The 24,708-nt window shown below is 69.1% G+C and carries 20 protein-coding genes and 1 pseudogene; 13 read left to right on the top strand and 8 right to left on the bottom strand.

Going from position 1 to position 24,708, the window contains the following annotated elements; translation table 11 throughout:
• Positions 1 to 55 precede the first annotated feature (55 nt).
• From CVA01_RS10885 to CVA01_RS10860, 6 genes are read left to right on the top strand one after another with little or no spacing between them, the layout of a single operon-like run.
• On the top strand, positions 56 to 3,667 hold the full coding sequence (locus CVA01_RS10885; RefSeq protein ID WP_141330702.1) for a tubulin-like doman-containing protein: 3,612 nt from the start codon (positions 56 to 58) through the stop codon (positions 3,665 to 3,667).
• The gene (locus CVA01_RS10880; RefSeq protein WP_141330700.1) at positions 3,667 to 6,498 is read left to right on the top strand and encodes a hypothetical protein; all 2,832 of its coding nucleotides are present in this window, start codon (positions 3,667 to 3,669) and stop codon (positions 6,496 to 6,498) included. Before CVA01_RS10885 ends, CVA01_RS10880 begins: the two co-directional genes overlap by 1 nt.
• 11 nt (positions 6,499 to 6,509) lie before the next feature.
• A complete protein-coding gene (locus CVA01_RS10875) occupies positions 6,510 to 8,858 on the top strand; it encodes a SaeA-related protein (RefSeq protein WP_141330698.1) in 2,349 nt (782 codons plus the stop codon).
• A complete protein-coding gene (locus CVA01_RS10870) occupies positions 8,855 to 10,432 on the top strand; it encodes a GAP1-N2 domain-containing protein (protein WP_141330696.1) in 1,578 nt (525 codons plus the stop codon). Before CVA01_RS10875 ends, CVA01_RS10870 begins: the two co-directional genes overlap by 4 nt.
• Before the next feature lie 50 nt (positions 10,433 to 10,482).
• On the top strand, positions 10,483 to 11,487 hold the full coding sequence (locus CVA01_RS10865) for a hypothetical protein (RefSeq protein ID WP_141330694.1): 1,005 nt from the start codon (positions 10,483 to 10,485) through the stop codon (positions 11,485 to 11,487).
• Positions 11,484 to 12,560, top strand: a complete 1,077-nt coding sequence (locus CVA01_RS10860; protein ID WP_141330692.1) for a hypothetical protein — start codon at positions 11,484 to 11,486, stop codon at positions 12,558 to 12,560. Before CVA01_RS10865 ends, CVA01_RS10860 begins: the two co-directional genes overlap by 4 nt.
• On the opposite strand, the gene CVA01_RS10855 is transcribed toward CVA01_RS10860, so the two are convergent.
• Positions 12,554 to 13,441, bottom strand: a complete 888-nt coding sequence (locus tag CVA01_RS10855; protein WP_141330690.1) for a hypothetical protein — start codon at positions 13,439 to 13,441, stop codon at positions 12,554 to 12,556. The two genes, CVA01_RS10860 and CVA01_RS10855, sit on opposite strands and share 7 nt — an antisense overlap.
• Before the next feature lie 128 nt (positions 13,442 to 13,569).
• On the opposite strand from CVA01_RS10855, the gene glfT1 reads away from it, so the two are divergent.
• Positions 13,570 to 14,517, top strand: coding sequence for a galactofuranosyltransferase GlfT1 (gene glfT1, locus CVA01_RS10850; protein ID WP_141330688.1), 948 nt, complete (start codon positions 13,570 to 13,572; stop codon positions 14,515 to 14,517).
• 147 nt (positions 14,518 to 14,664) lie between these two features.
• Here glfT1 and CVA01_RS10845 read toward each other — a convergent pair whose 3' ends face one another.
• From CVA01_RS10845 to CVA01_RS10825, 5 genes are all read right to left on the bottom strand, one after another.
• Positions 14,665 to 15,108, bottom strand: coding sequence for a GtrA family protein (locus CVA01_RS10845; protein WP_244938268.1), 444 nt, complete (start codon positions 15,106 to 15,108; stop codon positions 14,665 to 14,667).
• Between the two features lies 1 nt (position 15,109).
• Positions 15,110 to 15,703, bottom strand: coding sequence for a GtrA family protein (locus CVA01_RS10840; protein WP_141330686.1), 594 nt, complete (start codon positions 15,701 to 15,703; stop codon positions 15,110 to 15,112).
• A gap of 87 nt (positions 15,704 to 15,790) precedes the next feature.
• Entirely contained in the window at positions 15,791 to 16,975 is a 1,185-nt protein-coding gene (locus tag CVA01_RS10835; protein ID WP_141330684.1) for a hypothetical protein, read from the bottom strand.
• Between the two features lie 65 nt (positions 16,976 to 17,040).
• Positions 17,041 to 17,712 (bottom strand): hypothetical protein, encoded by a 672-nt coding sequence (locus tag CVA01_RS10830; RefSeq protein ID WP_014011384.1) that lies wholly within the window; start codon positions 17,710 to 17,712, stop codon positions 17,041 to 17,043.
• Positions 17,709 to 18,272, bottom strand: a complete 564-nt coding sequence (locus CVA01_RS10825; protein WP_141330682.1) for a hypothetical protein — start codon at positions 18,270 to 18,272, stop codon at positions 17,709 to 17,711. The genes CVA01_RS10830 and CVA01_RS10825 overlap by 4 nt, the downstream gene beginning before the upstream one ends.
• A 77-nt stretch (positions 18,273 to 18,349) precedes the next feature.
• On the opposite strand from CVA01_RS10825, the gene CVA01_RS10820 reads away from it, so the two are divergent.
• The 3 genes and pseudogenes from CVA01_RS10820 (at position 18,350) to CVA01_RS15330 (ending at position 19,589) form a co-directional block, all read left to right on the top strand.
• Positions 18,350 to 18,718, top strand: a complete 369-nt coding sequence (locus tag CVA01_RS10820; RefSeq protein ID WP_141330680.1) for a hypothetical protein — start codon at positions 18,350 to 18,352, stop codon at positions 18,716 to 18,718.
• A 196-nt stretch (positions 18,719 to 18,914) separates the two neighbouring features.
• A pseudogene (locus CVA01_RS15485) lies at positions 18,915 to 19,109 on the top strand (MmcQ/YjbR family DNA-binding protein); the annotation flags it as partial.
• Positions 19,086 to 19,589: an MmcQ/YjbR family DNA-binding protein gene (locus tag CVA01_RS15330; protein WP_141330748.1), complete on the top strand. Its 504-nt coding sequence runs from the start codon at positions 19,086 to 19,088 to the stop codon at positions 19,587 to 19,589. The pseudogene CVA01_RS15485 and the gene CVA01_RS15330, both read left to right, overlap by 24 nt.
• Positions 19,590 to 19,608: 19 nt before the next feature.
• Here CVA01_RS15330 and CVA01_RS10810 read toward each other — a convergent pair whose 3' ends face one another.
• Positions 19,609 to 20,943 carry a hypothetical protein gene (locus CVA01_RS10810; protein ID WP_141330678.1) on the bottom strand — a complete coding sequence of 445 codons (1,335 nt, stop codon included), beginning with the start codon at positions 20,941 to 20,943 and terminating at the stop codon, positions 19,609 to 19,611.
• 250 nt (positions 20,944 to 21,193) lie between these two features.
• Between CVA01_RS10810 and CVA01_RS10805 the strand changes: the two genes are divergently transcribed.
• The 3 genes from CVA01_RS10805 (at position 21,194) to dprE2 (ending at position 23,949) form a co-directional block, all read left to right on the top strand.
• On the top strand, positions 21,194 to 21,481 hold the full coding sequence (locus CVA01_RS10805) for a hypothetical protein (RefSeq protein WP_141330676.1): 288 nt from the start codon (positions 21,194 to 21,196) through the stop codon (positions 21,479 to 21,481).
• Positions 21,482 to 21,769: 288 nt separating this feature from the next.
• On the top strand, positions 21,770 to 23,185 hold the full coding sequence (gene dprE1, locus CVA01_RS10800; protein WP_041630249.1) for a decaprenylphosphoryl-beta-D-ribose oxidase: 1,416 nt from the start codon (positions 21,770 to 21,772) through the stop codon (positions 23,183 to 23,185).
• An 11-nt stretch (positions 23,186 to 23,196) separates the two neighbouring features.
• The gene (gene dprE2, locus CVA01_RS10795) at positions 23,197 to 23,949 is read left to right on the top strand and encodes a decaprenylphospho-beta-D-erythro-pentofuranosid-2-ulose 2-reductase (protein ID WP_141330674.1); all 753 of its coding nucleotides are present in this window, start codon (positions 23,197 to 23,199) and stop codon (positions 23,947 to 23,949) included.
• A 120-nt stretch (positions 23,950 to 24,069) separates the two neighbouring features.
• On the opposite strand, the gene CVA01_RS10790 is transcribed toward dprE2, so the two are convergent.
• The gene (locus CVA01_RS10790) at positions 24,070 to 24,708 is read right to left on the bottom strand and encodes a YdhK family protein (RefSeq protein WP_020440130.1); all 639 of its coding nucleotides are present in this window, start codon (positions 24,706 to 24,708) and stop codon (positions 24,070 to 24,072) included.

Genomic DNA, 24,708 nt, shown 5'->3' with positions numbered 1-24,708 from the left:
CATTCTCAGCATCCCCGGCGCTGTCAGCGCCATCCACGCCTTCTAAGGAGAGCACGTGAAGAAGTTCCTCGTCGTCGGTTGCGGCGGTTCCGGCGCCAAGACCCAGGCCTACATGATCGACCAGCTCAAGGCCTATCTCCGGGGCATCGACCCGACCATCACCTCCCTGCCGAAGGCGTGGCAGTTCGTCAGCATCGACGTCCCCGTCGCCCCAGAGAAGGGCCCCGACGGGCTCAGCAACGTCCAGGCCAACGGCGGCCGCTACGTCGGTATCGGTTCCAAGACCCAGTACCGGACCTTTGACGCCGGTCTGTCCACCACGCTCGGTACCCGCGGCGCGCTCGGCGAGATCGCCACCTGGGCCCCGCGCCGCCCCGAGTCGATCAACACTCCGGTCCACGCCGGCGCCGGCCAGTACCGTGGCCTGGGCCGCATGCTCACCCTCCAGTCGATCACCCGGATCCGCGACGAACTCCGGTCCGCCATGGATGTCCTGCAGGAGTCCGGGACCATCGACGAGCTCAACAACCTGAACTTCCGGGTCACCGGGCGGGCATCCGAGAACGAGGCGGAACCACTACCGGTCATCTTCGTCATCTCCTCGATGGCCGGCGGTGCCGGTGCCTCGATGTTCCTCGACGTCTGCCGGATCCTGTCGACCATCCCGAACGCCAGCCCGGAGAACACCGGCGTCTTCATGTTCACCCCGGAGGTCTTCGAGACTCTCCCGGCGGACTCCATGGTCGGTGCCTGGCCGAACGCCCTCGCCATGTTCGGCGAAGCCGTCGCCACCCAGACCGGTGCCGCCACCGACTCAGACGCCGCCCTCTTCGAGGCCCTCGGCATCAACGCCACCAGCTCATCCAACACTTTCGCCCGCCTCTTCCCCGTCGGCGGTCGGATGGGTGCAACCGGAGCCCGATTCGGCGACGGCAGCCCCAACACCATCTACCGTGGCCTGGGCCGTGCCCTGGCCGCCATGGTCTCCTCGGAGAAGTCCGCGGACTCCTTCGTTTCCTACTCCCTGGCGAACTCCGGCGGACTCGCCGCCAACCGCGACTACCTCGGTTGGGCGGACCCCGACCAGGTGCGCTGGGACGCCCTGCCCTGGGGATCCATGGGCTACGCCCAGTTGTCGATGGGCCGTGACCGGTACGCCGAATACTCCGCACAGCGGATGGCCCGGACCTCCTTCGACCGTATCCTTCACGGCCACCTCGACCCGCAGAGCAAGGACACCGGCGAGGAGCAGCTGCAGAAGCAGCTCAATGACCGCTACCCGGAGGTCCTCGGGAAGATCGGTCTCACCGGTATCCAGTCGATCGACCAGTCCTCCATCGGTCAGTGGATCGGCTGGGCGCTGCAGTCCGCGGCCGACCCTGCCGTGGGTACCGCCTGCGGACTGCTGCGTCAGCGTCTCCCTTCCGCGGCCGATGGCCAGAAGGCCGGCGACTGGAGCGCCACCGTCCGGGTGCGGCTGACTGACGCCGCGGCCGAGGCGGAGATCCGTGCTCAGCTCGACGACACCGCGTACGCCGCTGTGCGGGACTTCGCCGACCGGTTCTGTGACATGGTCACCGCCGTCTGCGAGGAGTACTTGGCCTCCGTCAGCCTCCCGTTCGTGGAGAAGGTCGTCGACAAGCTGGCCGGGAACATCCGCCAGAACCTCATCAGCCCGATGGCGGCGCTGGCCGACAGTGCCCGCAGTATGCGGTTCACGACGGTCCCCACGACAGTAGACAGTCAGCTCGAGCAGTTCGCCGGCAACGGTGCGGTCACCAACTCCGGTCAGACCCTCACCTCCCTCGTCGAGAAGTACCGTCCCCAGTTCCACCAGTTCTTCTGCGTCCGCGTCGCCGACTACCTCGCCCCGGTCCTAGAGGACTTCCTCAACGACGCACTGGGCCGGCTCTCCCGGGAACTCCGGGACGCCCACGCCGACCTCGAGCATTCCGCCCGGGCGAAGTCCGTGAGCCTCAACCTCGCCGACACCGCCACCGACGACCCCGTGGCCTGGCCGAAGGACCGGGACGAGACGGTCAACGACCGGTTCCGCGGTTCCGCCAACGAGATCCTCATCACCGACGTCGACCAGTTCCCCCGTGACTACGTCACCCATCTCGTCCAGGACGTCCAGGTCGAGCACCCCGAGGTCATGGATGCCCGGGCCGCCGCCCACTTCGCCGCCCGGGACATCACCCTCGGCCGGTGGCAGTCCAGCGGTTCCGCAGTCTGCCCGAATGACACGCTCGCACCGGCGGCACGTCTCGTCGGCAACCGGGCAGGCTGGGTCTCCACCCACCTCTCCTCCGGCCGCGGGTCCGGCGACGACCGCGAACCCCGCCCCGGTGCCTTCTCCGCGAAGATCCACCCCGCCCAGCTGCTGGAGCGGTCCCGGATGTGGATCCGCCGCCCGGAGTACCACTTCTCCCGGTTCATCGACACCGACCTGCGCAGCTACATGACCCAGGACGAGACGACGAACGACTCGACCTTCGACGTCCGCGTCCAGCGCCTGCGGTCCGCCTTCAGCCGCGCCATCGACCAGGCCCGACCGCTCGCCGCGGTGGACAACGAGATGGTCCGCCTGGTGCACAACAAGTCGATGGAATACCACTTCAACTTCTCTGAGATCCCGCTCAAGGGCAAGGCCGCCTCCGACGTCCTGGACTCCGTTCTCAACCAGAAGACCGGCCTCGACGACTCGACCGGCAAGTCCTTCGACGACGCCCTGACGCAGAGCGACAAGGTCCGGCACATCGACGTCTTCGGCTCCTACCCGAACTACTCCCCGGTGGTCTTCAGCTCCCTGTTCCCGGCGATCGCCAAAGACCGGGACTCCCGGCCGAACTTCGACGGCTACTGGAACCTGCGCCGGTCCCGCCCGGTCGCGGCGACCGTCCCGCTCACACAGGCCGAGCGGCAGGCCATGGTCGCCGGCTGGCTGATCGGTACCTTCACCGGCCGGATCTACATCCAGGACGAGGGCAGCCCCGAGGCCCGCGTCCACATCTGGGACGACACCGCCCGGGAATGGGTGGCCTTCCCGCATCCGCTGCTCACTCCGCCGCAGGAGATGCGTGCAAAGATCGACTGGATGCCGGCGGTCATCGAGTCCGTGCTCATCGCCTACGCCGATATCCAGGAACGGGACGCCCGCGGCCAGCTCGGCGGCTCGCTGCGCCCCTACCGGCTGCTCCGCGAGCTCTACGACAACCATCCGGAGAGCCCGACCCGCGGCGCCACCGACCACCCGGCCGCCGCCCGGATCGCCGACTTCCTCACCTCCGGTGAGCGTCCCGGTCAGGACCCGGTCGGTGCCGGGATCCGGGACCGCCACGCCCTCTTCCAGGCACAGCTGGACCACGCGGCGAAGAACGCCACCTACTTCCTGCCCGGCCGGGCCGGCCTGCCCGGGTTCCGGGCCCAGGACGAGACCCTGTCCCGGGTGACCTCCCGGGCCGTCGCCTCTGAGATGCCGCTGTACCGGGACCTCGCCGCGGACGTCGACGTCATGACCCGCGATCTGCGGGACCGCCTGGCCGCCGCTCTGCACCTCGCGGAGCACCCGGTGACCGACCTGTTCTCCGGCGCCAACGCCGCCGCCCCGCAGCCGGCGGCCCCGGACACCCCGGTCATGCCCGACTTCGGAAGTGATCTCTTCTGATGACCGGCAACACCCCCGACGTCATCTTCTTCGGTCACGGACCGGTCGCCGACCAGATCCGTCGTACCCTCACCGATCTCGCCGTCCTCGGCCTCACCGACAGCTTCAGCTGGATCGACCCGTACCTGGACCCCGCCGGCTCCACCGTCCGGCACATCTCCGCCGAGGGGTCCCGGAACACCGGACTCGACCGCGTCCTTCGCTCCGTCCACGGTTCCCCGCTGCTCATCGCCCTCGACGTCGAGGACGACCGGTGCGACGGACTGGACCTGCGGCAGACCGACCGGTGGATCAGCCGCATGGTGAGCCGGCTGTCCACCGGCAGCCTCCCCCACCAGGTCCGCGTCCTCGTCCCCCGGCTTCCCCGCAACGGACGGCCCCCTCGACCGGACCTCTCCTGGACCGTCACCGTGGCCGTCGCGCCGGAGGACTCCGAGGCCCCCGACGCCCCGCTGTCCCCCGTCCTGCGCACCGGTGACCCGACCGCGACCGCCGCCGTCACCGCCCCGGTACTCTGCGGTCTCACCGGCCTGTGGGCCGGGTCCGACGCCTGTGCCCTCTTCGACGACACCGGTGCGCTGATCTCCACCGGGGACCAGTTCTCCGTCCGGATGGTCCGTGCGTACCACCGCACCGTCGACGCCTCCGAGGTGGAGGACCGGCTGCGCCGTGCCGCCACCGACATCCGGGACCAGCTGCCCCAGCCCGTCACTCGTGAGGGACGCCAGTTCGATCACCTCGGGGAGAACGACTTCACCCCGCAGCAGATGGCGTACCGGTTGCTCGAGAAGTACCGGGATTCCCTGGCCACCCCGATGGTCCCGGAGGCCGTCCCCTCCCAGTCACACCGGTCGTGGTTCCGGGCGGTCACGGACTTCCTCCGGACCTACGTCGTCCGCGGCATCGGATCCCCCGGGCGATGGTTCGCCACCGCCCGGAACAGTGTCCGAGGCGCCATGGACCGCAACGTCCAGAAGTCCCTCTACGGTGAGGATTCCCCGGTCCGGATCATCTCCGACCCGACAGTCACCGGCGGCCGGGGCGGCACGCTCGGCATCATCTCCGAGGCCACCACCCGGCACCGGCTGGACCGTCAGCAGCGGGGTATCCGGATCGGCGAGGAACCACAGCTCAACGACATGTGGACCGGCTACCGGGATGTCGCACTGACCCTGGTCGACGGTGCACGTCGTCAGGAGGGCGTCCTCGACGTCCCCGCGGACGCCTACGGCAACCGCAAGATCGTCCTGCAGGGATGGCAGTCGGTACCCGATGTCGACGGTTCCTTCCACGGTTTCGACCCGCTGCTCAACCAGCAGCTGCGGATGGCTCCCGAAGACACCGACATCCCGCCGTTCGACCCGCAGAAGGCCGCCGACTACGAGACCGGTCTGTCCGCCGTCGCCGGCCAGACCCGGAACAGGGACATCCGTTCCCTACGCCGGTCCTTCGACGAGTGGAAGGCCACCGTCTCCCGCAGCTTCGCCTGGAACACCGCCGAAGGCCTGCAGAAGATGATCACCGAGTCCCGCGGGAACGTCCGGACGCAGACGGCCCGGCTCGACCGTAACCTGGCTGCGCTGAAGGCGGTCGAGGACTGGGACTCCGAGGCACGGCTCCGCGCATACCGGAGGAAGACCCGGTTCATCGGTGCACTCTGGGCCACCCTCACCGTCATCATGGTTCTCGCGGTCGTCATCCGGCTGAAGGAGGACTGGCAGACGTCCTTCTTCACCGGTCTCGACTGGCCCTGGGCCACAGCCTGGGAGATCCTCGGGACGGTCGTCCTCCTGGGATTCCACATGTCCGTGTTCTCGGCCGCACGGCGTGGACTGGAGAAGCACACCCAGGACATGACCCTCCTCAATCAGAACGCCCGCACCGCCGCCAGGAACGTGGATCTCGCCGTGGACAACTGCGACCGTCAGGTCCGCGCCTACCGTCAGCTACTGAGCTGGTCAACCCTGCTCGGCCGTGCGATCTCCCGGCCGCTGGGCCGGGACTCCACCACCCCCTCCGTCCTGGCGGTCCCCACCGCCGGACTGCCGCTGTCCACCGGGATCGGCCGGGCCGCTGTCCCGGAGGAGGATTTCCGACCGCTGGTCAACGCGGTCCGCACCCGGATCTTCCAGGTGAACTGGGCCGGTGAGGCACTCGACCGGCTGCTGGCTGATGCCGCAGCCAGCCGGGAGCATCTGGAGAACGACCACATCCAGTCCCTGTCGTATCTGACGGAGCAGGCCGGTGACGGCTCCGGGACGCCGCTCGACCGGCTCGCCCGCTGGTCCGTCGGTCCGGAGATGGAGGACCGGGACCACACCCGTCGGAACTGGTCGGAGGTCATCTCCTCCACCGATTTCACCCGTGACCCGGCCCGCCGGGTCAGCACTGTCGAGTTCGCCATCGACGGCCGCCCCGTCACCGTCTCCACGGACCGTTTCCTCTCGACGCTGACCGGGGAGAACCCGGCGTCCGGATCTTTCCTCCAGGACGCCCTGTCCGAGGTCGCCGTCACCAACGGTGCCTGCCTCATGGACCCCGACCTGTGCCTACTCGACCGGTCCGGTGACCGGGGTACAACGCCGGGCTCCGGTCGGGAGTCCCTGACCCGTTCGGTGACCCTCGTCCAGTTCGGGCGGGTGACCCGGCTGGACAACCTCGGGGCAGGCCGCAGCAGCGACGCCGAACGTCCGGCGCCCGCGCTGCCGGACTTCGACCTTCCCGCCGACGTCGGTGTCTCCGGCACCGCGGTGACCACCCCGTTCGACCAGCCTGCGTTCCGGCCCCCGGTGTCCCCCCTGGACAACCCGGACTGGGACTCCCTGTTCTAGGAGAACCCACGATGACCTGGACTCAGAACAACCCCACCGCCCCCGGTACCCCGGAGGTCCCGCTGGGCACCCTCGCGGAGATCGCCGCGCTCACCGATCCGACGGAATCGGAGGTCCGCCGTCTCCTGCCGTCCGCGCAGCCGGACCGGGACGCCGCAGCCGTCACGCTGACCGGCATGTTCCGTGGTGAAGCACCTGAACCGGCACCTGCCCCCGAACCCGCCACGGCAGTGGCGGAGACCCCTGCCGCCGGAAAGAACCCCGGCCCCGGGAAGCCCGCCGGTTCCCCGAAGAAGAAGTCGGGCAGGAAGGGCCGGAGGCAGGCTGCAGCCTCGTCCACCCTGGCCACCCCGGCAGCGCAGCCCGCGGCGTCCCCCCTGGCAAACCTGCTCCGGAAGAAGAAGGGCGAGAACCTCGCCCGAGTCGTCATCGACGAAAAGGACTTCGAGCACGACCCCTACTTCGACGAACTCTTCGCCGACAGCGACGCGACCTACGACTACTCCATGCCGGAGGGTTTCGTCTCCCCCGGCGCACCCCGGGTGACCTACGAATACACCGCACCCGTCGAGGAGAACGCAGACCCCACGGAGACCGTTCTCATCACCTGGCCGCCGCTGCCCGGCGCGCCGAACGCGACGACCCTCTACCGGGTCACCGTCGCGGACGAGGAGGTCGTGCAGGCCCCCGGTGCCGGCAGTCGTCTGGTGGTCACCCACGGGACCGCATTCCGGGACACCCGTCCGCCGAAGACCGGGTTCCGGCACTACCAGGTGTGGGCGTACACCGGGGCCGACGTGGATGAACTGCTCGAGATGACCCCGCTGTTCCTGGGCGAGGACGTGGCGATCTTCCCGCCGCGCAACATCCGGCTCGCGGAGTCCGGCGGAACCGTCAGCGGTACCTGGGAGGCCCGGAGCGGGCACAACGAGGTGCAGATCTACCAGGCCCGGGCCGGCTACTACGGGAAGCTCAATGTCCCGAAGAACGAGCTGGTCGACGGGACTGTCGACCAGTCCGGTTTCACCCACCGGGTCGAGGTCCGTGGCCTGACCTACGACTACACCGCGGTACCCGTGGTGACCTTCCGGGGACGGACCCGGTCCGGCGCCCCGACGCCGGTGCAGTCGGTGGAGGTCAGCGCAGAGATCGAACAGGTGGAACTGATCTCGGTGACCCGGACGGAGGACGACCATGAAGACCACATCCGGATCGAGTGGCTCGCCCCGCCGACCGGGTCGGTGAAGATCTTCCTCACCGCCACGCCACCGAACCCGGAGCTTCCGATGGCCCAGGTGGACCGGGAGTACCTCGACGAGGATGACGCACTCGGTTCCACGGAGTGGATGACCGAAGAAACGGCCCCGCCCGGTCAGTACGTCGACCGGACGATGGTGTGGCCGACCGGCTGGCACCGGGTGTACGTCACCCCGGTGAACGTCGTGGGTGACCGTGCCTGGGTCGGGGAGAGCACCGTCCTGCAGCGGGTCAGCCCGATCACGGAGTACCGGATCATCGAGCGGGTCGCCGGCGAACTCATCACCCTCGACTGGCCCGACGGTGCCGACTTCATCGACATCCGGTCCGCCGCCGGCCATCATCAACTGGACCGTGCCGCCTATGACCGGCAGGGCGGCATCCGGCTGCATCTGGAGAGCACCGGCGAACGGGTCACACTCACTCCGGTCGCTGTCTACGCGGGCCGGGACAAGCAGTCGGACTCCCCGACCGTCGTCGACTATCCGGGCCTGCGGAAGTACTCCTACGACCTGGACTTCCCGGACTCCGGCCTGCCGCAGATCGCGGTCTGGTCGGTGGACTTCCCGGACTCCAACGCCCCGCACTTCCGGCTGGTCCACAACCCTGCCCGTCTTCCGCTGTACATCGGCGACGGATCCCCGGTGCCCTGCGCACAGTCCGACGCGAGCCCCCGTACGCGGTCCCGGGACGACACGGACCTGTACCAGCGGGCGCTTCCCACCCGGGACCGCGGTCCGGGACAGGCAGGACCGGCGGTCTGGCAGATCGACAACACCCGTCTGCTCCCGGGTGGCTACCTACGTCTGTTCATCGACCCGGACGCCCGTGACCCGCAGGTCACGGCCACGGAGACCGCTGAGGGCGCCGGGAGCACCGCGGCCGACCGGTACACCGGCCCCTCCGGGTTCGACGCCGCCGCCTTCGGCACCGGACCTGCCACACCGCCGGACACCGCAGGGCCAGCCCACGACGCCGCGCCCGGCGTCGACAACCGCCAGCCCTGGTCGGCCACCGGTACCCCGGCCGTCATCCTCGAGAGTGAGGTCGTCGCCCGACTGCGGGTGCCTGACCGCCGGGCTGCAGGGAGGTCCCTGCAGTGACCGGTTCCTTCAGCTACGCCTCCTTCGCCCCCCGCGACGGACATCCCGGCGGATGGGGGGTGGGCCGGATCTCCGGCGAGGTCGGTCTGCGGCTCATCGATGAGCTCATCCCGTTGATCCCCACCCAGATCTCCGATCCGGTGGCCCTGTCCGCGTTCCCCGACCGGTCCGACCTCGCGCGTCGCCTCCGCCGGTTCGCCTGGCTTCCTGCGCCGCAGGAGTCCCGCGGCGTCTTCTTCGCTTCCTCCCCCGCCGGTCAGGACGCCTCCGGCCGCCCCGGCAACGTCTTCACCTACGTCCACGTCGGTTCCCCCGGGGACCTGCGCAGCCGCGATGCCGTGGACCTCATGTTCTCCCCTTCGGTGCCTGCCCCGTTCGGTAAGCGGAAGGTGGAGGACGCCACCCTGCCCGACCTCAGGGCCGGATTCGTCGCTCCCTCCCCGATGACCCGTACCGTGGTCGACGCCTTTCTCGACGGTGCACCGGCGGACAGTGCCGGTGGACCCGGCGTCCTGCCGGCGGAGTGCAGCCGGGTGACACCGCCGACGGGACCGGGCACCCGCCGGGAGATCCTCGCGGAACTCGTCACCAGGCTGACCGACGGCCATCCGGTAGTCCTGCTCGCGGACGAGGTCGAGGGACCGCTGTGGGTCGCGGCCCTGGCCGGGGCCCTGCCGGCGGAACTGCCCGGTAGACGCTCCTTCACCTGGTCGACCTATGAACGGGCCGCAGGTGTTCGGGAGATCCTGGACCGCGGTGCATCCCTGGTGGTCGTCCCACTGAAGGACCGGGAGAAACTGTCGGTACTCCGCGGGACAACAGTCCTGGCCACCGACCGGCTGCCGTCCGAGGCCGAGTTCACGGCTGGGACACCGCCGGCCCCCCGGAGTTCGACGCGGATCACGACGCCGACCGCGACGCGGACCTCGGTCCCGGCGGCGTTCTCGGTGTCTGATCCGTCCCCGGCCGCAGCTCCGACAGCAGCGGGATCCATGACGAACCCCTTCGAGGCCGTCTCCGTCGGGCGGCACAGCCAGGCGACCGGCCCGGCCCTCGCTCCGGACCCGCTGCCGGACCCGCACCTCCACCGCGCCCTCGTCCGGCTCACGGACGCGGATATGGACTTCATCCGTGAAGCGACCCTTCCCAGCTGGGAGCTCGTCGTCAACAGACTGCCCTCTGACGTCTACAGGGTCGAGGATTACCGGCGGAACTGGGAACGTCGGGTACTCACCGACCACCGGAACTACCTCCTCCTCGACCCGGCCGACGAACTCGGTTGGACTGTCCGGGTCCGGCTGCTGGCCCTGGCCTCCTACGGTGCCGTCCCCGGTGCGGCTCAGTCAGGAGACCCCGACCCCTTCGAGGAATGGCCGCTGACCGTGCTCGGCCCGCACACCGTGGCAGAACTCGTCAAGGTCACCACGGACTACACCCTCGGCCACGGCTACGCAGACAACAGGGAACCGGATTTCCACCTGTTCCGGGACCGGAAGGTGCAGGAGATGGCCCGGAAGGTCTTCCTCCGACGGACACAGGTCAGACCAGTCCGGGGCACGACAGTACGACGGTAGAACCACCGGCCACGGTCGGTCACCCCCACCCGGCACGACAGAAGGAACACATGCACACCATCACCCTCAACGACGGCGACTCCTACGCCCTCAGTGACCGGGGTCTGCTGAAGATCGAGATCTTCCCGGTCGGCAGGACCGCGAAGAACCTGCGCCTCGCCGTCGGTGGACACGGCGTCCACACCACCGACCCCTACGACACCCTCGTCATCGTCCGTGACATCCCGTCCGCCGCGACGCTCACGGTGAGCAGCACCGACGGCGGGGACTTCGGCATCGACCAGGCGGTGCGCGTCACCGTGACCCACGCCAACGAGACCCTCGTGGAGTTCCCGGTGGTCCGGATCGGCGGTATCGCCGAGAAGGTCCTCGGCACCGTCGCCGTATCCGACGACACCTACGTACTGACCGCCTTCGGTTCCTCCATCTCCGACAACGTGTCCCGCCCGGTCATGGCGGTGGCCTCCGCCCTCCGGGCCCGGATGACCTCGTCTCCGGACATCCGCCGGATGCGCCTCGTCGCCGACACCGGCGCGGCCTTCCACCGGTCGGCCGACACCGCGACGCTCACCGCGGCGGTCACCGTCGCCGAGGGCATCGCCTCCGTCCTCGGCATCGGCGCCGTCGACTTCTCCTCGGCCACCGGGACGCCGGGACCCCGCCCGGTGGGATCTCTGCTCCCCCTGGTCACCACGGCCGTCGAAGAGGACCGCACCCGCGTCGGGGCGTCCTCCCTGCCAGTCAGCGAGGCCGCCGACGAGATCACCGTGTACCTCACCGCCACCCCGGTGAGCGGGATGGTACCGGGCGGGTCGCGCTCGGTCATCCTCGTCCCCGGACCAGGTGGAACCGACGAGGAACAGCTCTACGCGGCGTCCCCCGACCGGGCCGCGACCACCGCCGTTATACCGGTGACCGCCGGTACCGCCGCCGCGGTGGTGGAGGGCGAGTCCACCGGTTTCGCCGCCGGAGCCGGCGCAGTCGCCGCGGTGCTCAGCGCCCCGGTGGGGAGCCCCGCCACACGGACCGTACGGACCACGGAGGATGCACGATGACCGATCCGACAGACACCACCCCCGCGACGGTGCCCACTGCCCTGGCGGTACGGGACCCGTACACTTTCCGGGAACTCCCGGCCGGGGCGACGACCTCCGCCGACGGACGCCCGCTGCCCGCGGGCTGGTCGGACTCCCACGTTCACTGCGTGGCGATGGCCGGTGCCCGGGCCAGCGGCAAGAGCCTCTACACCGCGGTCATGGTCAAGCAGCTGGAACAGTTGGCCGCCCGGTTCAACCGCGTCGTCGACGCCGCCGACATCTCCACCCAGGAGCGCTACCGGTCCTTCTACGAGACGCCGCTGTACCGGGAGATGAAGCACATGCCGGCCACCCCGCCAGCCTCCACCGCGGACGCCTACCAACGCGACCCGCTGATCTTCTCCCTCGGCCGGTGGACCGGACCGGACGGGGTCACCAGGAAACACCACCTCGTCTTCCGCGATGTCGCCGGAGAAGACCTGGAGAACCTTCCAACAGACCCGACGGAACTCGAGTTCTTCCGCTACGCGGACCTGGTGGTCTTCCTCTTCGATCCGCTGCGCGTCCCGCAGATCCGGACGCGTCTGCGCGGACTCATCCCGCCGCAGGCGATGTCCGGCGGTGATCCGGAGGATGTCCTGCGCAATATCTTCGGGCTGCTGGGCGAGACCCGCCCGAAGCTCGCGGTGACCGTCTCGAAGTTCGACACCCTCCAACGTCTCTCGGAGACGGCGGACGGTCCGTGGTCCCAGATCATGGGCAACAGCGGTGCTGCGTTCCGTCGCGATTCCGGCTGGTCCTTCGACCCGGCCGACCAGTGGCTCCTGCACCTGGAGATCGAGTCCCTACTGCGGTACATGGAGGCGGACAGGCTGGTCAACCTCATCAACCGGGACTACGTCTGGGCACCGGGTGAAGCGGAGCCCCCCGCGCTCAACCCGGAGCGGTGGCAGTACTTCGCGGTCTCCGCGCTCGGCGAATCACCCCGCGGCGAACAGCTGTCCCGCCACGGCATCGCCCCGTACCGGATCCTGGATCCGGTCCGGTCGATCCTGTCCCGGTGGAACGTCTTCGAGACCGCGGGTCACTGACTCCGGTGGGTCTTGGCGCGTAGTGCGTCGGCACGGGCCGCGAACTGGCCCTGTCCGTCAGCGTCCCCCGCCTCACCGAACAGGACAGCCAACGCGGTCAGCGCAGCCGCCATGGCGTCCTTCTCCGCCGGGGTGGTAAGCCCGGACTCCGCGATCTCCGTGTCCAGGTCCAGCAGCAGCTGGGTCGAGGTCTTCTTGTCACCCGCAAGATACTGCGCGGACGCGAGACTGACGGTGGCCCGGATCCGTAGATCGGTCGCGTCGGCGGAGACCGCAGCCTCCAGGGCGCTCTGATAGGTGTCGTACATCTCCGACATCTGCTGGTCACTCCGGAGCAGGTCACCGAGGGTCAGCAGGCTCTCCGCCATCGCCCGCAGATCATCAGCCTCATCCGCGAGTTCCACCAGGCGCTGGGCCGCCTCCTGCTTCTCCTCACCGGTGGCCGTCGGAGAATCCAGGACGGCATGCTCCTGACCTGCCCGGGGGTCGGTGCCGGTGCCGGCATCAGTGCTGGCATCCTCGTCCGCCAGGAGGTCCCGGGCCTGCTGCATCGACGTCCGGGCGACAACCAGGGACGCCGGATCACCGGTGGCCAGAGCAAGGGTCGCTGCCAGATGGGCGGCGGTGTACTGCTCCGCGGAATCCCCGGTCGTCGCGGCGGCCACGGCCCGCGCCTGTGCCAGCACACGGAGCGCCCCTAGATCTGTCCCGGTGCGGTCCAGCCCGGAGATCCCCTCCATGACCTGCCCCAGATCCCCGGTGAGATGGAGGACGGTCCGGGCGGTCCCCGCCCTACCCAGGTCCCCGGCCCGGCCCTGTACCTCGGTGAGTGTCCACTCGAGATTCTTCAGGACATCAAGGGCGGCGAGGTCTGTGGTCATCTGAGGTTCTCCTCGGTCGGGGGTTCGCTCGGCAAGAGCAGCGGAAAGGGATTCTATCAGGCAGGACAGGGCCGACAACGGAGCCTGCGGTGCAGTCCACGAGTATCCTCCGTGGCACAATGATGTCCATGTCAGACGCCAGCACCGAGTCTCCTTCGTCCTCTTCGGCCAACGCAGCCCTCCTGGACCGCACCGGCACCACCGCCGCGGTCATCGTCACCCACAACCGGGTCGAGCTGCTGAAGGGGTCCCTCGGCATCGTCTGCTCCCAGACGCACCCGGTGGACAAGGTGATTGTGGTGGACAACGGCGCAGATGACGCCGTGCGCACCCTCGTCGAGGTGACCGCCGGCGACCGCGCGGTCTACGTCCCCTCGAAGACCAACCTCGGCGGCGCCGGCGGCTTCGCCCTCGGCTTCCTCACCGCGCTGTCCCTGGGGATGGACGCCGTGTGGTGCGCCGACGACGATGGACGCCCCGCCGACGAGAACGTGCTGGAGACCCTCTACGGCGTCGCGGAGAAGAACGGCCTTGCCGAGGTCTCCCCGGTGGTCTGCAACATCGACGAGCCGGCCCGACTCGCCTTCCCGCTGCGCCAGGGTGTGGTGTGGCGCCGCTATCTCTCGGAACTGCAGGGCGACTTCCTCCCCGGCATCGCCAGCCTGTTCAACGGCGCGCTGATCAGTGCAAAGGCGATGGAGGTCATCGGTGTGCCGGACTACCGCCTGTTCATCCGCGGTGACGAGGTGGAGTACCACCGCCGCATCGTCCGGTCCGGCCTGCCCTTCGGCACCTGCCTGACCACCTCCTACCTGCACCCGGACGGCTCCGACGAGTTCCGCCCGATCCTCGGCGGGAAGATGCACACCCAGTACCCGGACAGTGAGTTCAAGCGCTACTTCACCTACCGCAACCGGGGTTTCCTCATGAACCAGCCGGGAATGCGTCGACTGCTGCCCCAGGAGTACGCCCGCTTCGGCTGGTACTTCCTGGTCCAGCAGCGCGACATCAAGGGGTTCAGGGAGTGGCTGCGTCTGCTGCGCAAGGGTCAGCAGGAGAAGTTCTACCGGCCGTAGCGGCGTCCTCCCCCTCCCCGCCAGGAATTCCCACCATTTGAGGAACGTCCGGAACCCCGGGGCGTACCTCAGATGGTGGGAGCTTCGGGACAGGGACGCGGAGGCCCCGGCAGTCGGGGCAGTCAGGGCGGCAGGCCGGGCCCGCCCCTAGATCACCCGGAAGATCACCCAGCGCTGGATGATGAAGTTCAGCACCGTCGCCGTCCCCTGCGCGATGACGAAACTGGTCGCCTGCGTCCAGAAGTCGGAGAACCCGTGGTCCTCCAGCCAGTGGATGCAGACCAGGAACAGCCCCAGCTGCACCAGATAGGTCAGCAGGTAGGAGCACATCGTCGCCACGAAACGCTTCCGGGACGGGGCAGCCTGGAAGGTCCACCGGCGGTTGATGAAGTAGGCGGTCAGCGTCCCCAGGATGAAGCCGACGGTCTTCGATCCGGCATGCGACAGTCCCACCAGTGACAGCAGGTAGGTCGACCCGAAGTCGGGAACCAAACCGACGACACCGGTACAGATGAAGCGGAAGAGCTGCGTCTTCAGCGGGACGTTGACCGTCATCGTCCCCGGTTGTTCACCGGATGCGACAGAAGTCACCTCAGCCGACATTCTTCACCTTCACCTCTCCCTTCCCGGGCCTGTGCCGGAAGGTCCACAACTTGTTGAACAGGAAGTTCGCCGGGATCGCGACGATCACGCCGATGAAGTTACCCCAGTAGGCGCGCGTCCTCAGCCCCGTCGAATCATCCCAGATCGAGTGGGACAGGGCGATGGGTGAGTCATCGTTGACCAGCGCCGTCTGTACCAGCAGGGTGATGAGCAGGCCGAAGATGCCCACCAGCATGAAGCTGAACATGGGACGCAGCCAGGGCGCCCCCTTCGCCGCCTTGAAGGTGTAGCGCCGGTTGAGGAAGAAGTTCCAGATATTCGCCACGATGAAGGCCAGCACACTGAACACGTGGTACCAGCGGACATGGAACGCCGAGCCGAAGATGTTGACGAACGGGTGGTACTGGTCGAAATCCCACACCGCCTGGGTGAACTTGTTCGACAGCACCATGACGCCCTGGTTCACCACGAACCCGGACGCGCCGACGATCCCGAAGGTGATGAACTGCTTCAGGATGCGGCGTTTGCGCCCGACAGGCCGGGGTGGCTGCTCGGGCGGCCGTTCGGTGACGGCATCGGTCACGGGAGTCCTCACTTGCTGCGGGAAAAGGGAATCAACACTCTACGCTACTCAGCGCGCCCCTGATTCACCGAACCGTCACCCGGCGCGTCACGCCTGGAGCAGGAAGCGGTACATCTCCAACCGGTCGACGAGACTGCATTTGGGCACCAGCGGGATCACGGCGGACGCCGTCCCCTCCCACACGTCGGCTCCACAGGTGGCCAGCAGGAGACCGGACTCGCGTGACAGGTCACGGATCTCCTCCGCACTCAACGGGTCACAGGACCCGTGGTCACCGGAGGCTCCGAGGCCGGCGTCCGCCCGGGTGAATCCGAGGGCGGCCATGAGCATCTCGGTGACCTCGTCGGCGGTTTCCCGGTCCGACAGTGTGGACAACGCCACCACCCGCGACCAGGCGGCGGCGCGTCCGACCGGGGTGGTCTCGGCGGGGAAGTTCTCCAGCACCCGGCGCGTCGCCTCCCCGACCTGGGCAGGACGCCCCAGATCGAGGGCCTGGAGCAGCGGGGTGAACTCGTAGAGGTCTCCGCCGAGCAGCAGGGCGCGCAGCTCCGGGTTGAGTTCACCGAGGATCTCGGCGACGGTCTCCTCACCGGTCAGGGCGACATTCACCGCGGCGAGGTCGACGTCGCGCGGTAGTCCGACGGGGTGGTCCACCATGCCGGGGACGGGGAAGGACTCAGGATCAGCCGGGGCGTCCCCGTCGGGTGCGAAGCCGCCGGCGAGGCAGACCGCGTCCGGGGTGTGGTCGTCGCGGGGCATCGCGCCGGCAGTGGTGACGGTGACCGTGTACCCGTCGACAACGAGGATGCCGGTGCCGTCGCGGCCCAGGGCCTCACACAGCGGTGTGCCGATCGGTCCGGCGGTGCGGGAGTAGACGCGCAGCCGGTCATTACGGCGGGCCTGCAGTGACCAGGTGGTGATCGCCGGCAACCGGTCGGCGCCTTCGATACCGTCGGCACCGTTGAGCATGGTGGACGCCCCGGGCCAGTCCAGTGACAACAGGACCGCACGGACGGTCTCGGCCACGGACAGTGCCCCGTTGAGGCCGAGGGCGCGGGTGAACCAGCCGAGACCGGGAACGTGGTGCTCGGCCAGGAGCAGGAGGGTCAGTTCATGGTCTGCGGCGTCCGCCGGTGGGGCGGGGCGGGCGGCGTGGGCGATACCCGGCAACTCGAGCACCGCGGCCAGGCCGCCGGGGTCGCCTGACGGGGTGGTGTCGCGGACGACTCCCCGTCGGGTTCCCCGACGCTGCGGCAGGTGCTGAGCATTCATGGGACCCAGCGTAGCGCCGTCCGCGACAGCTCGCCGGGGACGACGGACCGGTTTCTGACGCTGTATCAGTTCATGACCAGCGGCAGCGCACGCAGCTCGCCGCCGAGACGCTGCACCCGGAGCTTGTCCAGGGCATTCCAGCTCTGCACCAGATCGCGGAGGCCACGGGCCGCCGCCATCGCGCGGACGACGGCCTCGGCGGCGTCCCCGGTGATCCCTTCGGGGGCGCGGCCTGGCTGCGGGGTGAGGTCGGCGTCCGCCCAGGCACCGGCCCAGCCTGGCTGCCGTTTTCCGGGGTTGGCCTCGGCGAAGGCGGCCTTGTTCCCGTCGACACAGGAGGACGCGGCGGCGACGGTGGCGGCCACGTCGACGGTCTGCAGCGCTCCGGCGGTGTCCGCGGGGAGACCGAAAGAGTCGCGGGCGGCGTCCCCGCTGAGCGGTTCCCCGCCCTCGCCGACGACGACGGTCGGGCGGGCGAGCAGCAGCTCCAGCATCCCGTCACGGGACGCGCGCTGGTCGATCCAGTCGGCGTCGGCGGCGAATCCCCGGATGCCGTCGGCGTCCACCAGCCAGGCTCCGGAGAACTCACCGAGCACGACGCGGGCGTCGACCTCGACCTGCCAGACGGCGGTGACCTCACCGACCGTGGCGGCGACGAGCACCGGCGGATCCTGCGGTCGGGTGCCGGTCTCCGTGGTGACGGGTGCTGCCTCGGGGGCGGTCTCTGCAGCGGTCACTTCGCGTCCTTCGCGCTCGAGGTCACCGGGGTCTTGGCACCGGTGGTGGCGCCGGCGTCCGCGGCGACGGCGGGATTCTCCTCCGACAGCCGGGCCACGGCTGCGACCAGGCCGACCTGGGCGATGCCCCAGGTAGTGTTGGGGAGACGACGGAACAGGCCGCCGACCAGCGGCAGCTTCCCGACGGTCCGGGTGATCGCGCCGGTCGCGAGGCGGTCGATCTTCGCGTTGAACCAGGATCCGGCGACCAGCGCCACTCCGCCGACCGCGGCGGGGACGACGTACGACCGCGGGGACGCTCCGGGGGTCGGTGTCCCGCCGTGACCGGTGGAGTCCGGTGTGGTCGACAGGGTGGCCTGCCGTGCGGCCTGCTCTGTGGCCGGGGTCTGGGACCGGAGCTTCGACCAGGCGGCGGCCCCGCCGGCGGCGAGGACGGACAGTCCTGCCAGGCGACGCTTCCAGGGCGTCTTCAGCAGGTCACGGGCAAGGTAGTAGCCGACCGTCGTCGCTCCCAGAACGACGAGATCGGGCGTTCGGTTCAGGTCTGGTGCGGCACTCATGGGCCCCAGCGTAGAGGACGCACCCGATAACGCTCCGCAGGTTCCCCGGTCGTGGTGTCCAGGGTAGGCTGAGCTGCATGTTCGGCAGGAGAAACTCAGGCGGCAACGGTGACAACGGCGACGGGAAGGACCGGCTGAAGGACCGGATGCGGCGCAACATCGCCAAGGCCAACGACGGTAAGCCCGCCGGCGAACGCGGTTCCATGGCACAGACTGCGGTGGTCGGCGGCACCGACCCGGAAGCCCACTACGAGGCGGCGCGGCACATCGAGGCGCCGGTCAACGAGTTCATGGGCCGCCTCATCGCCCAGGAGCTGCCGATCCTGGACTCCACCAGCCGCTCGATCGTCAACGCGGCCCTGCGGGAGCACAAGGAGGCCGGCAAGCCGCAGATCACCTGCGTGGCCGAGCTGCCCGAGGAGATCCGCGAGATCATGGGGCTCTGACGCTCCAGCGCTCCAGCTGGGGCCCGACCGTCGTACGGGCACAGTGCGCACGGTAGTACCAGGATCAGGAGGGAAGGAGCCCGTCATGGACGGCACCACGCTGCAGCGACCGGCTGCGGACCGCACCCGGCAGCTCCCCGAGGCGGTCCTCACCCATCCGTTCGGGGAGGACTGGGAGGTCTGAAAGGTCCACGGCAAGGTCTTCATGCTGCAGACCGAACTGACCGGCGAACCGATCGTCATCCTCGAGGCCGACCCGCTGGAGGCCCGTCTGCTCCGCCAGTCGCACCCGGACATCGCACCCGGTTACCACATGAACAGGCGTCACTGGATCACCCTGCACCCCGGCGGCGACCTCGACCGTCACATGGTGGAGGACCTGGTCACGGACTCCTACCTACTTGTCGTCGGTAATCTGCCCCGGGCTGATCGTCCCGTCGACCCCGACACGTTCCGTTCCGGTGCCCGTCTGATCTCCGGCGATGCCCTGCAGGAAAGGGCCTGCGCTCTCGCCCGCTCACTCGCAGAGGTGGACGAGGGATATCCGTTCACCGACAGTCTGCTGGTGTTCAAGGTCACCAGGCACGTGTTCCTCATCGTCACCGAGGATGACTCCGATCCCGGCATCACCGTCAAAGCCGACCCGCCGGACTCCGACGTTCTCATCCAGGCGAACGGAAGCATCACCCCGGGCCGCTACCTCGACAGACACCACTGGATATCCGTCAGACCGGGCCCGGATACCACGGAGACGCTCGTCGATGAGCTCGTCCGTGAATCCTACGACCTCGTCGTGGACGGACTTCCGGCCGCAGCCCGCTACCGGCTGTCCACGGACTCCGGGAACACCACCGTGGACGGTGGACGCTGAGCTGACGGCGTGCGTCCGGTCAGGCCCGCCTCGCCGCCGCGTCCACGCGGCAGGCTTCGGCCAGGCGCCAGCGTCCGCGGTACTCCGCGGCCGTCGCGGCGGCCTCGGCACACCGGTCAGCTCCGGCGGTATTACCCAGCGAGGACAGAGCCGCCGACCTGGCCCGCAGCAGACGCACCGGGCCGTCATCGTCCGCGCCGGCTTCCCCGGGGGCGCACCCGGACGCCACACCGGTGTCCACCCAGTTGCCGCCGACCGCGGCCAGTCCCGCGGCGGCGACCGTGCAGGCCTCATGGCAGGCACCGGCGGTGACCAGGGCGTCTGCGAGATCGGCGAGGTCGGCGACATGGTCCACCAGGCCCAGCGGGGACGCCGACGGCGGGGCAGGCAGGGACCGGGCGGACGCCGTCACCGCCGTGATGACGGTGGCGTCCACGATGCCGCGGCCGGTCTCCGCCTCGACCAGCGCGCCACCGGTCAGCGGCACGGCCCGGGGCAGCAGTCGCAGCGCGGTCCACAGCCCCTGCACCGCGTACTCCGCTGACGGACGGGTCGCCAGTGCACCGGAGAGCAGGATGTCGAGGTCGATCAGGCGCCTGACCAGGGGGTGGGTGTCTGACCCGAGCAGGGTGTACATCAAGGTGGCGCACAGCGCGTCCGTCGCATCGAAGGACGCCAGGTCCACCGGCCCGACACCGGGCAGTTCCGCCAGGTCAGCCGGATCAGTGGTGCCGCCGGGGAAGGCGCCGGGCAGTGCCGTGGGCAGGGCCGCCGGCAGTGCCAGACCACCCAGGGCCGGGATGCCGACGAGGTCGGCGGCGTCGATGAGCGGGACCGGGTACTCCAGGGCCTCCGGCACCAGCGTCGTCCACATCATCCGGCCGTTGCGGGCGTCGCAGCACACGGCCTGCTCACGCAGCTGCTCCGACAGCCCGTCGGCCAGTTCGCGGACTGTCGGACCACCGGCCACGAGACGGCGTGCTCCCAGATCGGCGGCGGGGTCCGCAGACCAGCCGGTCTCGGCCACCGCGCGCAGCACCGGGGCGGCCGCCGCCGGCGGATCGGTGATGTCGACGGTGCGGACCAGCAGTGACAGGGCAGTCTCCGGGACACCGGCGAGGGCGAGGTAGCCGGCGACATGCAGCATCGCGGGCTCCAGTTCGGGCGCACCGGTGGCGGTGGCGACGATGCCGGCGATCCGGTCGACCGTGGTGGTGTCGACCATGTGGGCCAGCGGGACCAGTGAGGCGGCGGTGTGCAGCGTCCACTGCACGGAACTCCCGGTCCCCGCCGCCAGGCCGGTGTCTTCCCCGTGGCACAGCACCCGCAGCAGGGTGTCGAGGTCTCCGCGCAACAGGGCGACAGTCCCCCCCGACCACCGCCAGCTCCTCCACCCCGCACGGCGCCTCCCCCACCAGTTCCATCAGTTCACGGGCCTGTTCCAGGCGTCCTGTCGCGAGCAGGACCCGGGCGCGCAGCCCGGCGATCTCCGCGGCCCCCGCCCCGTACCGGCGCAGGACGGCCACACTGTGGTCGGTCAGTGCGTCGATCTCGGACAGCGGGGTCGCCGGGTCTGCGGCGGCGGCCAGGGGGACATCCACCCAGTGGGTACGGAACCCGTCGGTCAGCCGTCCGCCTTCCCCGTCGAGCGGTGCGCCGTCGGGCCCGGGGTGCCCCACGGCGTCCTGGTGGGAGGGACGCCGCACCGGATCGTGCCGGTGCCGGTGCCACAGTTCCGGCAGGGCGTTGACCGGGTGGCCGGCGGGTGGCAGCGGAGCGACACCGGGCAGCACCAGCGGACGCGGTGCGAGGGTGACCGTATGCAGACTGATGCGGTGCCGCAGGTCAGCGGCGGATTCGCGGGCTGCGGTGAGCGAGGGATGCTGCGGTGAGGCCTCGACGGAGGCCAGTTCGTCGGCCATGGCGGTGAAGCGTCCGAGGAGCACCGGGAGCGGGATTTCGCCGCGCGCATGGGCTGCACGCAGCGTCTCCCATTCGTGGGCGATCCGGGCAACCCTACCCTCAGCATGACTGAGGCCACCATAACCAAGCATGTCCTTACTATGGCATACCTGTGGTGGCGTCTGCGCATCAACAGCAGTGAAAGATGCGTCACTATCCTCCCCCGCACGCGGCGAAGAGTCCGTGAGGCGTCCGGTCCCGGCTGTAGTGTGGTCCGCATGGAATTGCAGACGCACACCCGGTCTCTCACCGGTTGGGGACGCACCGCCCCCACCACCGCAGAGGTCCTGTCCACCCCGGACGTCGACGTCATCGCCGCCGCCGTCGCACAGGTCGCCGACAGTAACGCCGACAAGCCTGACCACCTCAAGCGCGGCGTCATCGCCCGCGGCATGGGCCGCTCCTACGGCGACCCCGCCATGAACGGTGGCGGCCTCGTCATCGACATGCAGGCGCTGAACACGATCCACTCGATCGACCCGGACACCGCCATCGTCGACGTGGACGCCGGCGTGACACTCGACCAGCTCATGAAGGCCGCACTGCCCTACGGCCTGTGGGTCCCCGTCCTGCCCGGCACCCGCCAGGTCACCATCGGTGGTGCGATCGGCCCGGACATCCACGGTAAGAACCACCACTCCGCCGGGTCCTTCGGCAACCACGTCCGCTCGATCGAGCTGCTGGTCGCCGACGGTCGCGTCCTGCACCTGGAGCCGGAAGGCTCTTCCGACGATCCGGACGGCACCCTGTTCTGGGCGACCGTCGGCGGCATGGGCCTGACCGGTGTGATCCTGCGCGCCACCATCGAGATGACGAAGACCGAGACGGCGTACTTCCTGTGCGACGTCGACCGGACGAACACCCTCGACGAGACCATCGCCGCGCACTCCGACGGCTCCGAGGTCAACTACACCTACTCCTCGGCGTGGTTCGACTGCATCTCGCCGGAGCCGAAGCTGGGCCGCTCCACGATCTCCCGCGGTTCGCTGGCCACCCTCGACCAGCTCAAGGAGTTCGCCCCGAAGCTGGCCAAGGATCCGCTGAAGTTCAACGCCCCCCAGCTCATGACCGTGCCGGACATCTTCCCGTCCTTCACGCTGAACAAGCTGACGCTGTCCGCGGTGGGCCTGGCCTACTACACGATGGGCAAGCCGGTCCGGAACCAGATCGAGAACCTCACGCAGTTCTACCAGCCGCTCGACCTCATCGGTGAGTGGAACCGCGGCTACGGTTCCAAGGGCTTCCTGCAGTACCAGTTCGTCGTGCCGATGGAGGCCGTCGAGCCGTTCAAGCAGATCATCAAGGACATCCAGGCCTCCGGCCACTACTCGGCGCTGAACGTCTTCAAGCTCTTCGGCCCGGGCAACCGTGCCCCGCTGAGCTACCCGATGCCGGGCTGGAACGTCTGTGTGGACTTCCCGATCCGACCGGGTCTGGGCGACTTCCTCGACCGCCTCGACAAGCAGGTCATGGAGTTCGGCGGACGCCTCTACCTGGCCAAGGAGTCCCGCACCACCGCGGAGAACTTCCACCGGATGTACCCGGGCCTCGAGGGCTGGCTGGAGACCCGCCGGTCCATCGACCCGACGGGCGTCTTCGCGTCCGACATGTCCCGCCGCCTCGAGCTCAACTAGGAGTCACTGCAATGATCAACGCTGTGGGTAAGCCCCAGTCCATCCTCCTGCTCGGCGGTGCATCCGACATGGGCCTCGCCGTCGTCGAGCAGTTCCTGTCGCGCGGCCCCGCCCGCGTCGTACTCGCCGCCCGCGCCGGTGAGGACATGTCCTCCCCGATCGCCCGCTGTGAGGCCGCCGGCGCGTCCGCGGTGGAGACCGTCGATTTCGACGCCACCGCCTTCGACACCCACGAGGAGATCATCGACTCCATCGAGGGTGACATCGACCTGGCCATCGTCGCCTTCGGCGTCCTCGGTGACAACGAGGTGCAGTGGCAGAACCAGAAGCAGGCCGTGCTCGCCGCGCAGGTCAACTACACCGGTGCGGTCTCGGTGGGCGTGCTGCTCGCCGACCGGATGAAGAAGCAGGGCCACGGCCAGATCGTGGTCTTCTCCTCCGTCGCCGGCGAGATGGTCCGCCGCTCGAACTTCGTCTACGGCTCCACCAAGGCCGGCGTGGACGGCTTCTACCGTATGCTCGGTGAAGCCCTGCGCGGCACCGGTGTACGCGTGCTCACCGTCCGCCCCGGTCAGGTGCGTACCAGTATGACGGCCGGACTGGACGATGCGCCGCTCACCGTCGACAAGGAGGACGCCGCGAAGGCCATCGCCGCCGGCGTGGACAGCAAGAAGACCGTCATCTGGATCCACCCGCTGTTCCGCTGGGTGATGCTGATCCTCAAGAACCTGCCGCAGTTCGTGGTGCGCAAGCTCCCGATCTAGGCAGGTCCCCGGGCCGGCTCACCCGCCCGCGTCGAATGAGCACCCTGACCGGCAGACTGAACATGGATTCGGCTGCCGGTGAGGGCGCTTTCTCGACACAGGCACGAGAGGGGACGGCCCCTACTCCGCGTCGGCCGGGGCAAGCTCACTCTCGGTGACCCACTTGTGGTTCGTCATGGTCATCCCGTCGGCGGTGGTGATGTCCACCATGTACACCGTCTCCTGCGTCGAGGAGTCGATGGTGGCGGTCGCTCCCTCCATGCCCGCCATGTGGTCGGCGGTCAGCGTGACCTCGGTTCCGTCGGCGAGCGGAGCGTCACCCGCACCGTCCGCACCCTTGACGCCCTCCAGTTCCTCCTGGACGACCCACCGGTGGTCGCTCACCGGCGCACCTCCGTCGGTCGGCGTGTAACTCACCGCATAGGCCGTGGTCGAGTAGGCGCCGGTGACGGTGCCTGTCGCGCCGTCCATCCCCTCCATGTGGTCGGCCAGCACGGTGACCTCGGTACCGACCGGGTACATCGGATCGGTGGTCTCGGCGATACCGGCGGGCGCCTCGCCACCGTCCATGGCGTGGTCGTGCTGCATATCAGCATCGTCGGCACCTTCGGTCGTCATGCCGGTCATGTCCGCCATGTCGTGCCCCGCGTGGCCGTCAGTGCTGTCATGGCCACCGTCGGAGTCATCTCCACAGGCAGCGAGGGTGAGGGCGGATGCCAGGACCAGGGATGCCAGGGCAGGAGTACGTGAGAATTTCAT

This window comes from Corynebacterium variabile, assembly GCF_006539825.1.
GTDB lineage: Bacteria > Actinomycetota > Actinomycetes > Mycobacteriales > Mycobacteriaceae > Corynebacterium > Corynebacterium variabile.
The sequence above is the reverse complement of the archived record's forward strand: the minus strand, read 5'-3'. Positions and strand labels throughout refer to the sequence as shown.

Bases quoted from the DNA above. Each gene is read 5' to 3' on its own strand.
- CVA01_RS10880 (WP_141330700.1), top strand. From the start codon at position 3,667: ATGACCGGCAACACCCCCGACGTCATCTTCTTCGGTCACGGACCGGTC.
- CVA01_RS10875 (WP_141330698.1), top strand. From the start codon at position 6,510: ATGACCTGGACTCAGAACAACCCCACCGCCCCCGGTACCCCGGAGGTC.
- CVA01_RS10865 (WP_141330694.1), top strand. From the start codon at position 10,483: ATGCACACCATCACCCTCAACGACGGCGACTCCTACGCCCTCAGTGAC.
- CVA01_RS10860 (WP_141330692.1), top strand. From the start codon at position 11,484: ATGACCGATCCGACAGACACCACCCCCGCGACGGTGCCCACTGCCCTG.
- CVA01_RS10855 (WP_141330690.1), bottom strand. From the start codon at position 13,441: ATGACCACAGACCTCGCCGCCCTTGATGTCCTGAAGAATCTCGAGTGG.
- glfT1 (WP_141330688.1), top strand. From the start codon at position 13,570: ATGTCAGACGCCAGCACCGAGTCTCCTTCGTCCTCTTCGGCCAACGCA.
- CVA01_RS10835 (WP_141330684.1), bottom strand. From the start codon at position 16,975: ATGAATGCTCAGCACCTGCCGCAGCGTCGGGGAACCCGACGGGGAGTC.
- CVA01_RS10825 (WP_141330682.1), bottom strand. From the start codon at position 18,272: ATGAGTGCCGCACCAGACCTGAACCGAACGCCCGATCTCGTCGTTCTG.
- CVA01_RS10820 (WP_141330680.1), top strand. From the start codon at position 18,350: ATGTTCGGCAGGAGAAACTCAGGCGGCAACGGTGACAACGGCGACGGG.
- CVA01_RS15330 (WP_141330748.1), top strand. From the start codon at position 19,086: ATGGTGGAGGACCTGGTCACGGACTCCTACCTACTTGTCGTCGGTAAT.
- dprE1 (WP_041630249.1), top strand. From the start codon at position 21,770: ATGGAATTGCAGACGCACACCCGGTCTCTCACCGGTTGGGGACGCACC.
- dprE2 (WP_141330674.1), top strand. From the start codon at position 23,197: ATGATCAACGCTGTGGGTAAGCCCCAGTCCATCCTCCTGCTCGGCGGT.
- CVA01_RS10790 (WP_020440130.1), bottom strand. From the start codon at position 24,708: ATGAAATTCTCACGTACTCCTGCCCTGGCATCCCTGGTCCTGGCATCC.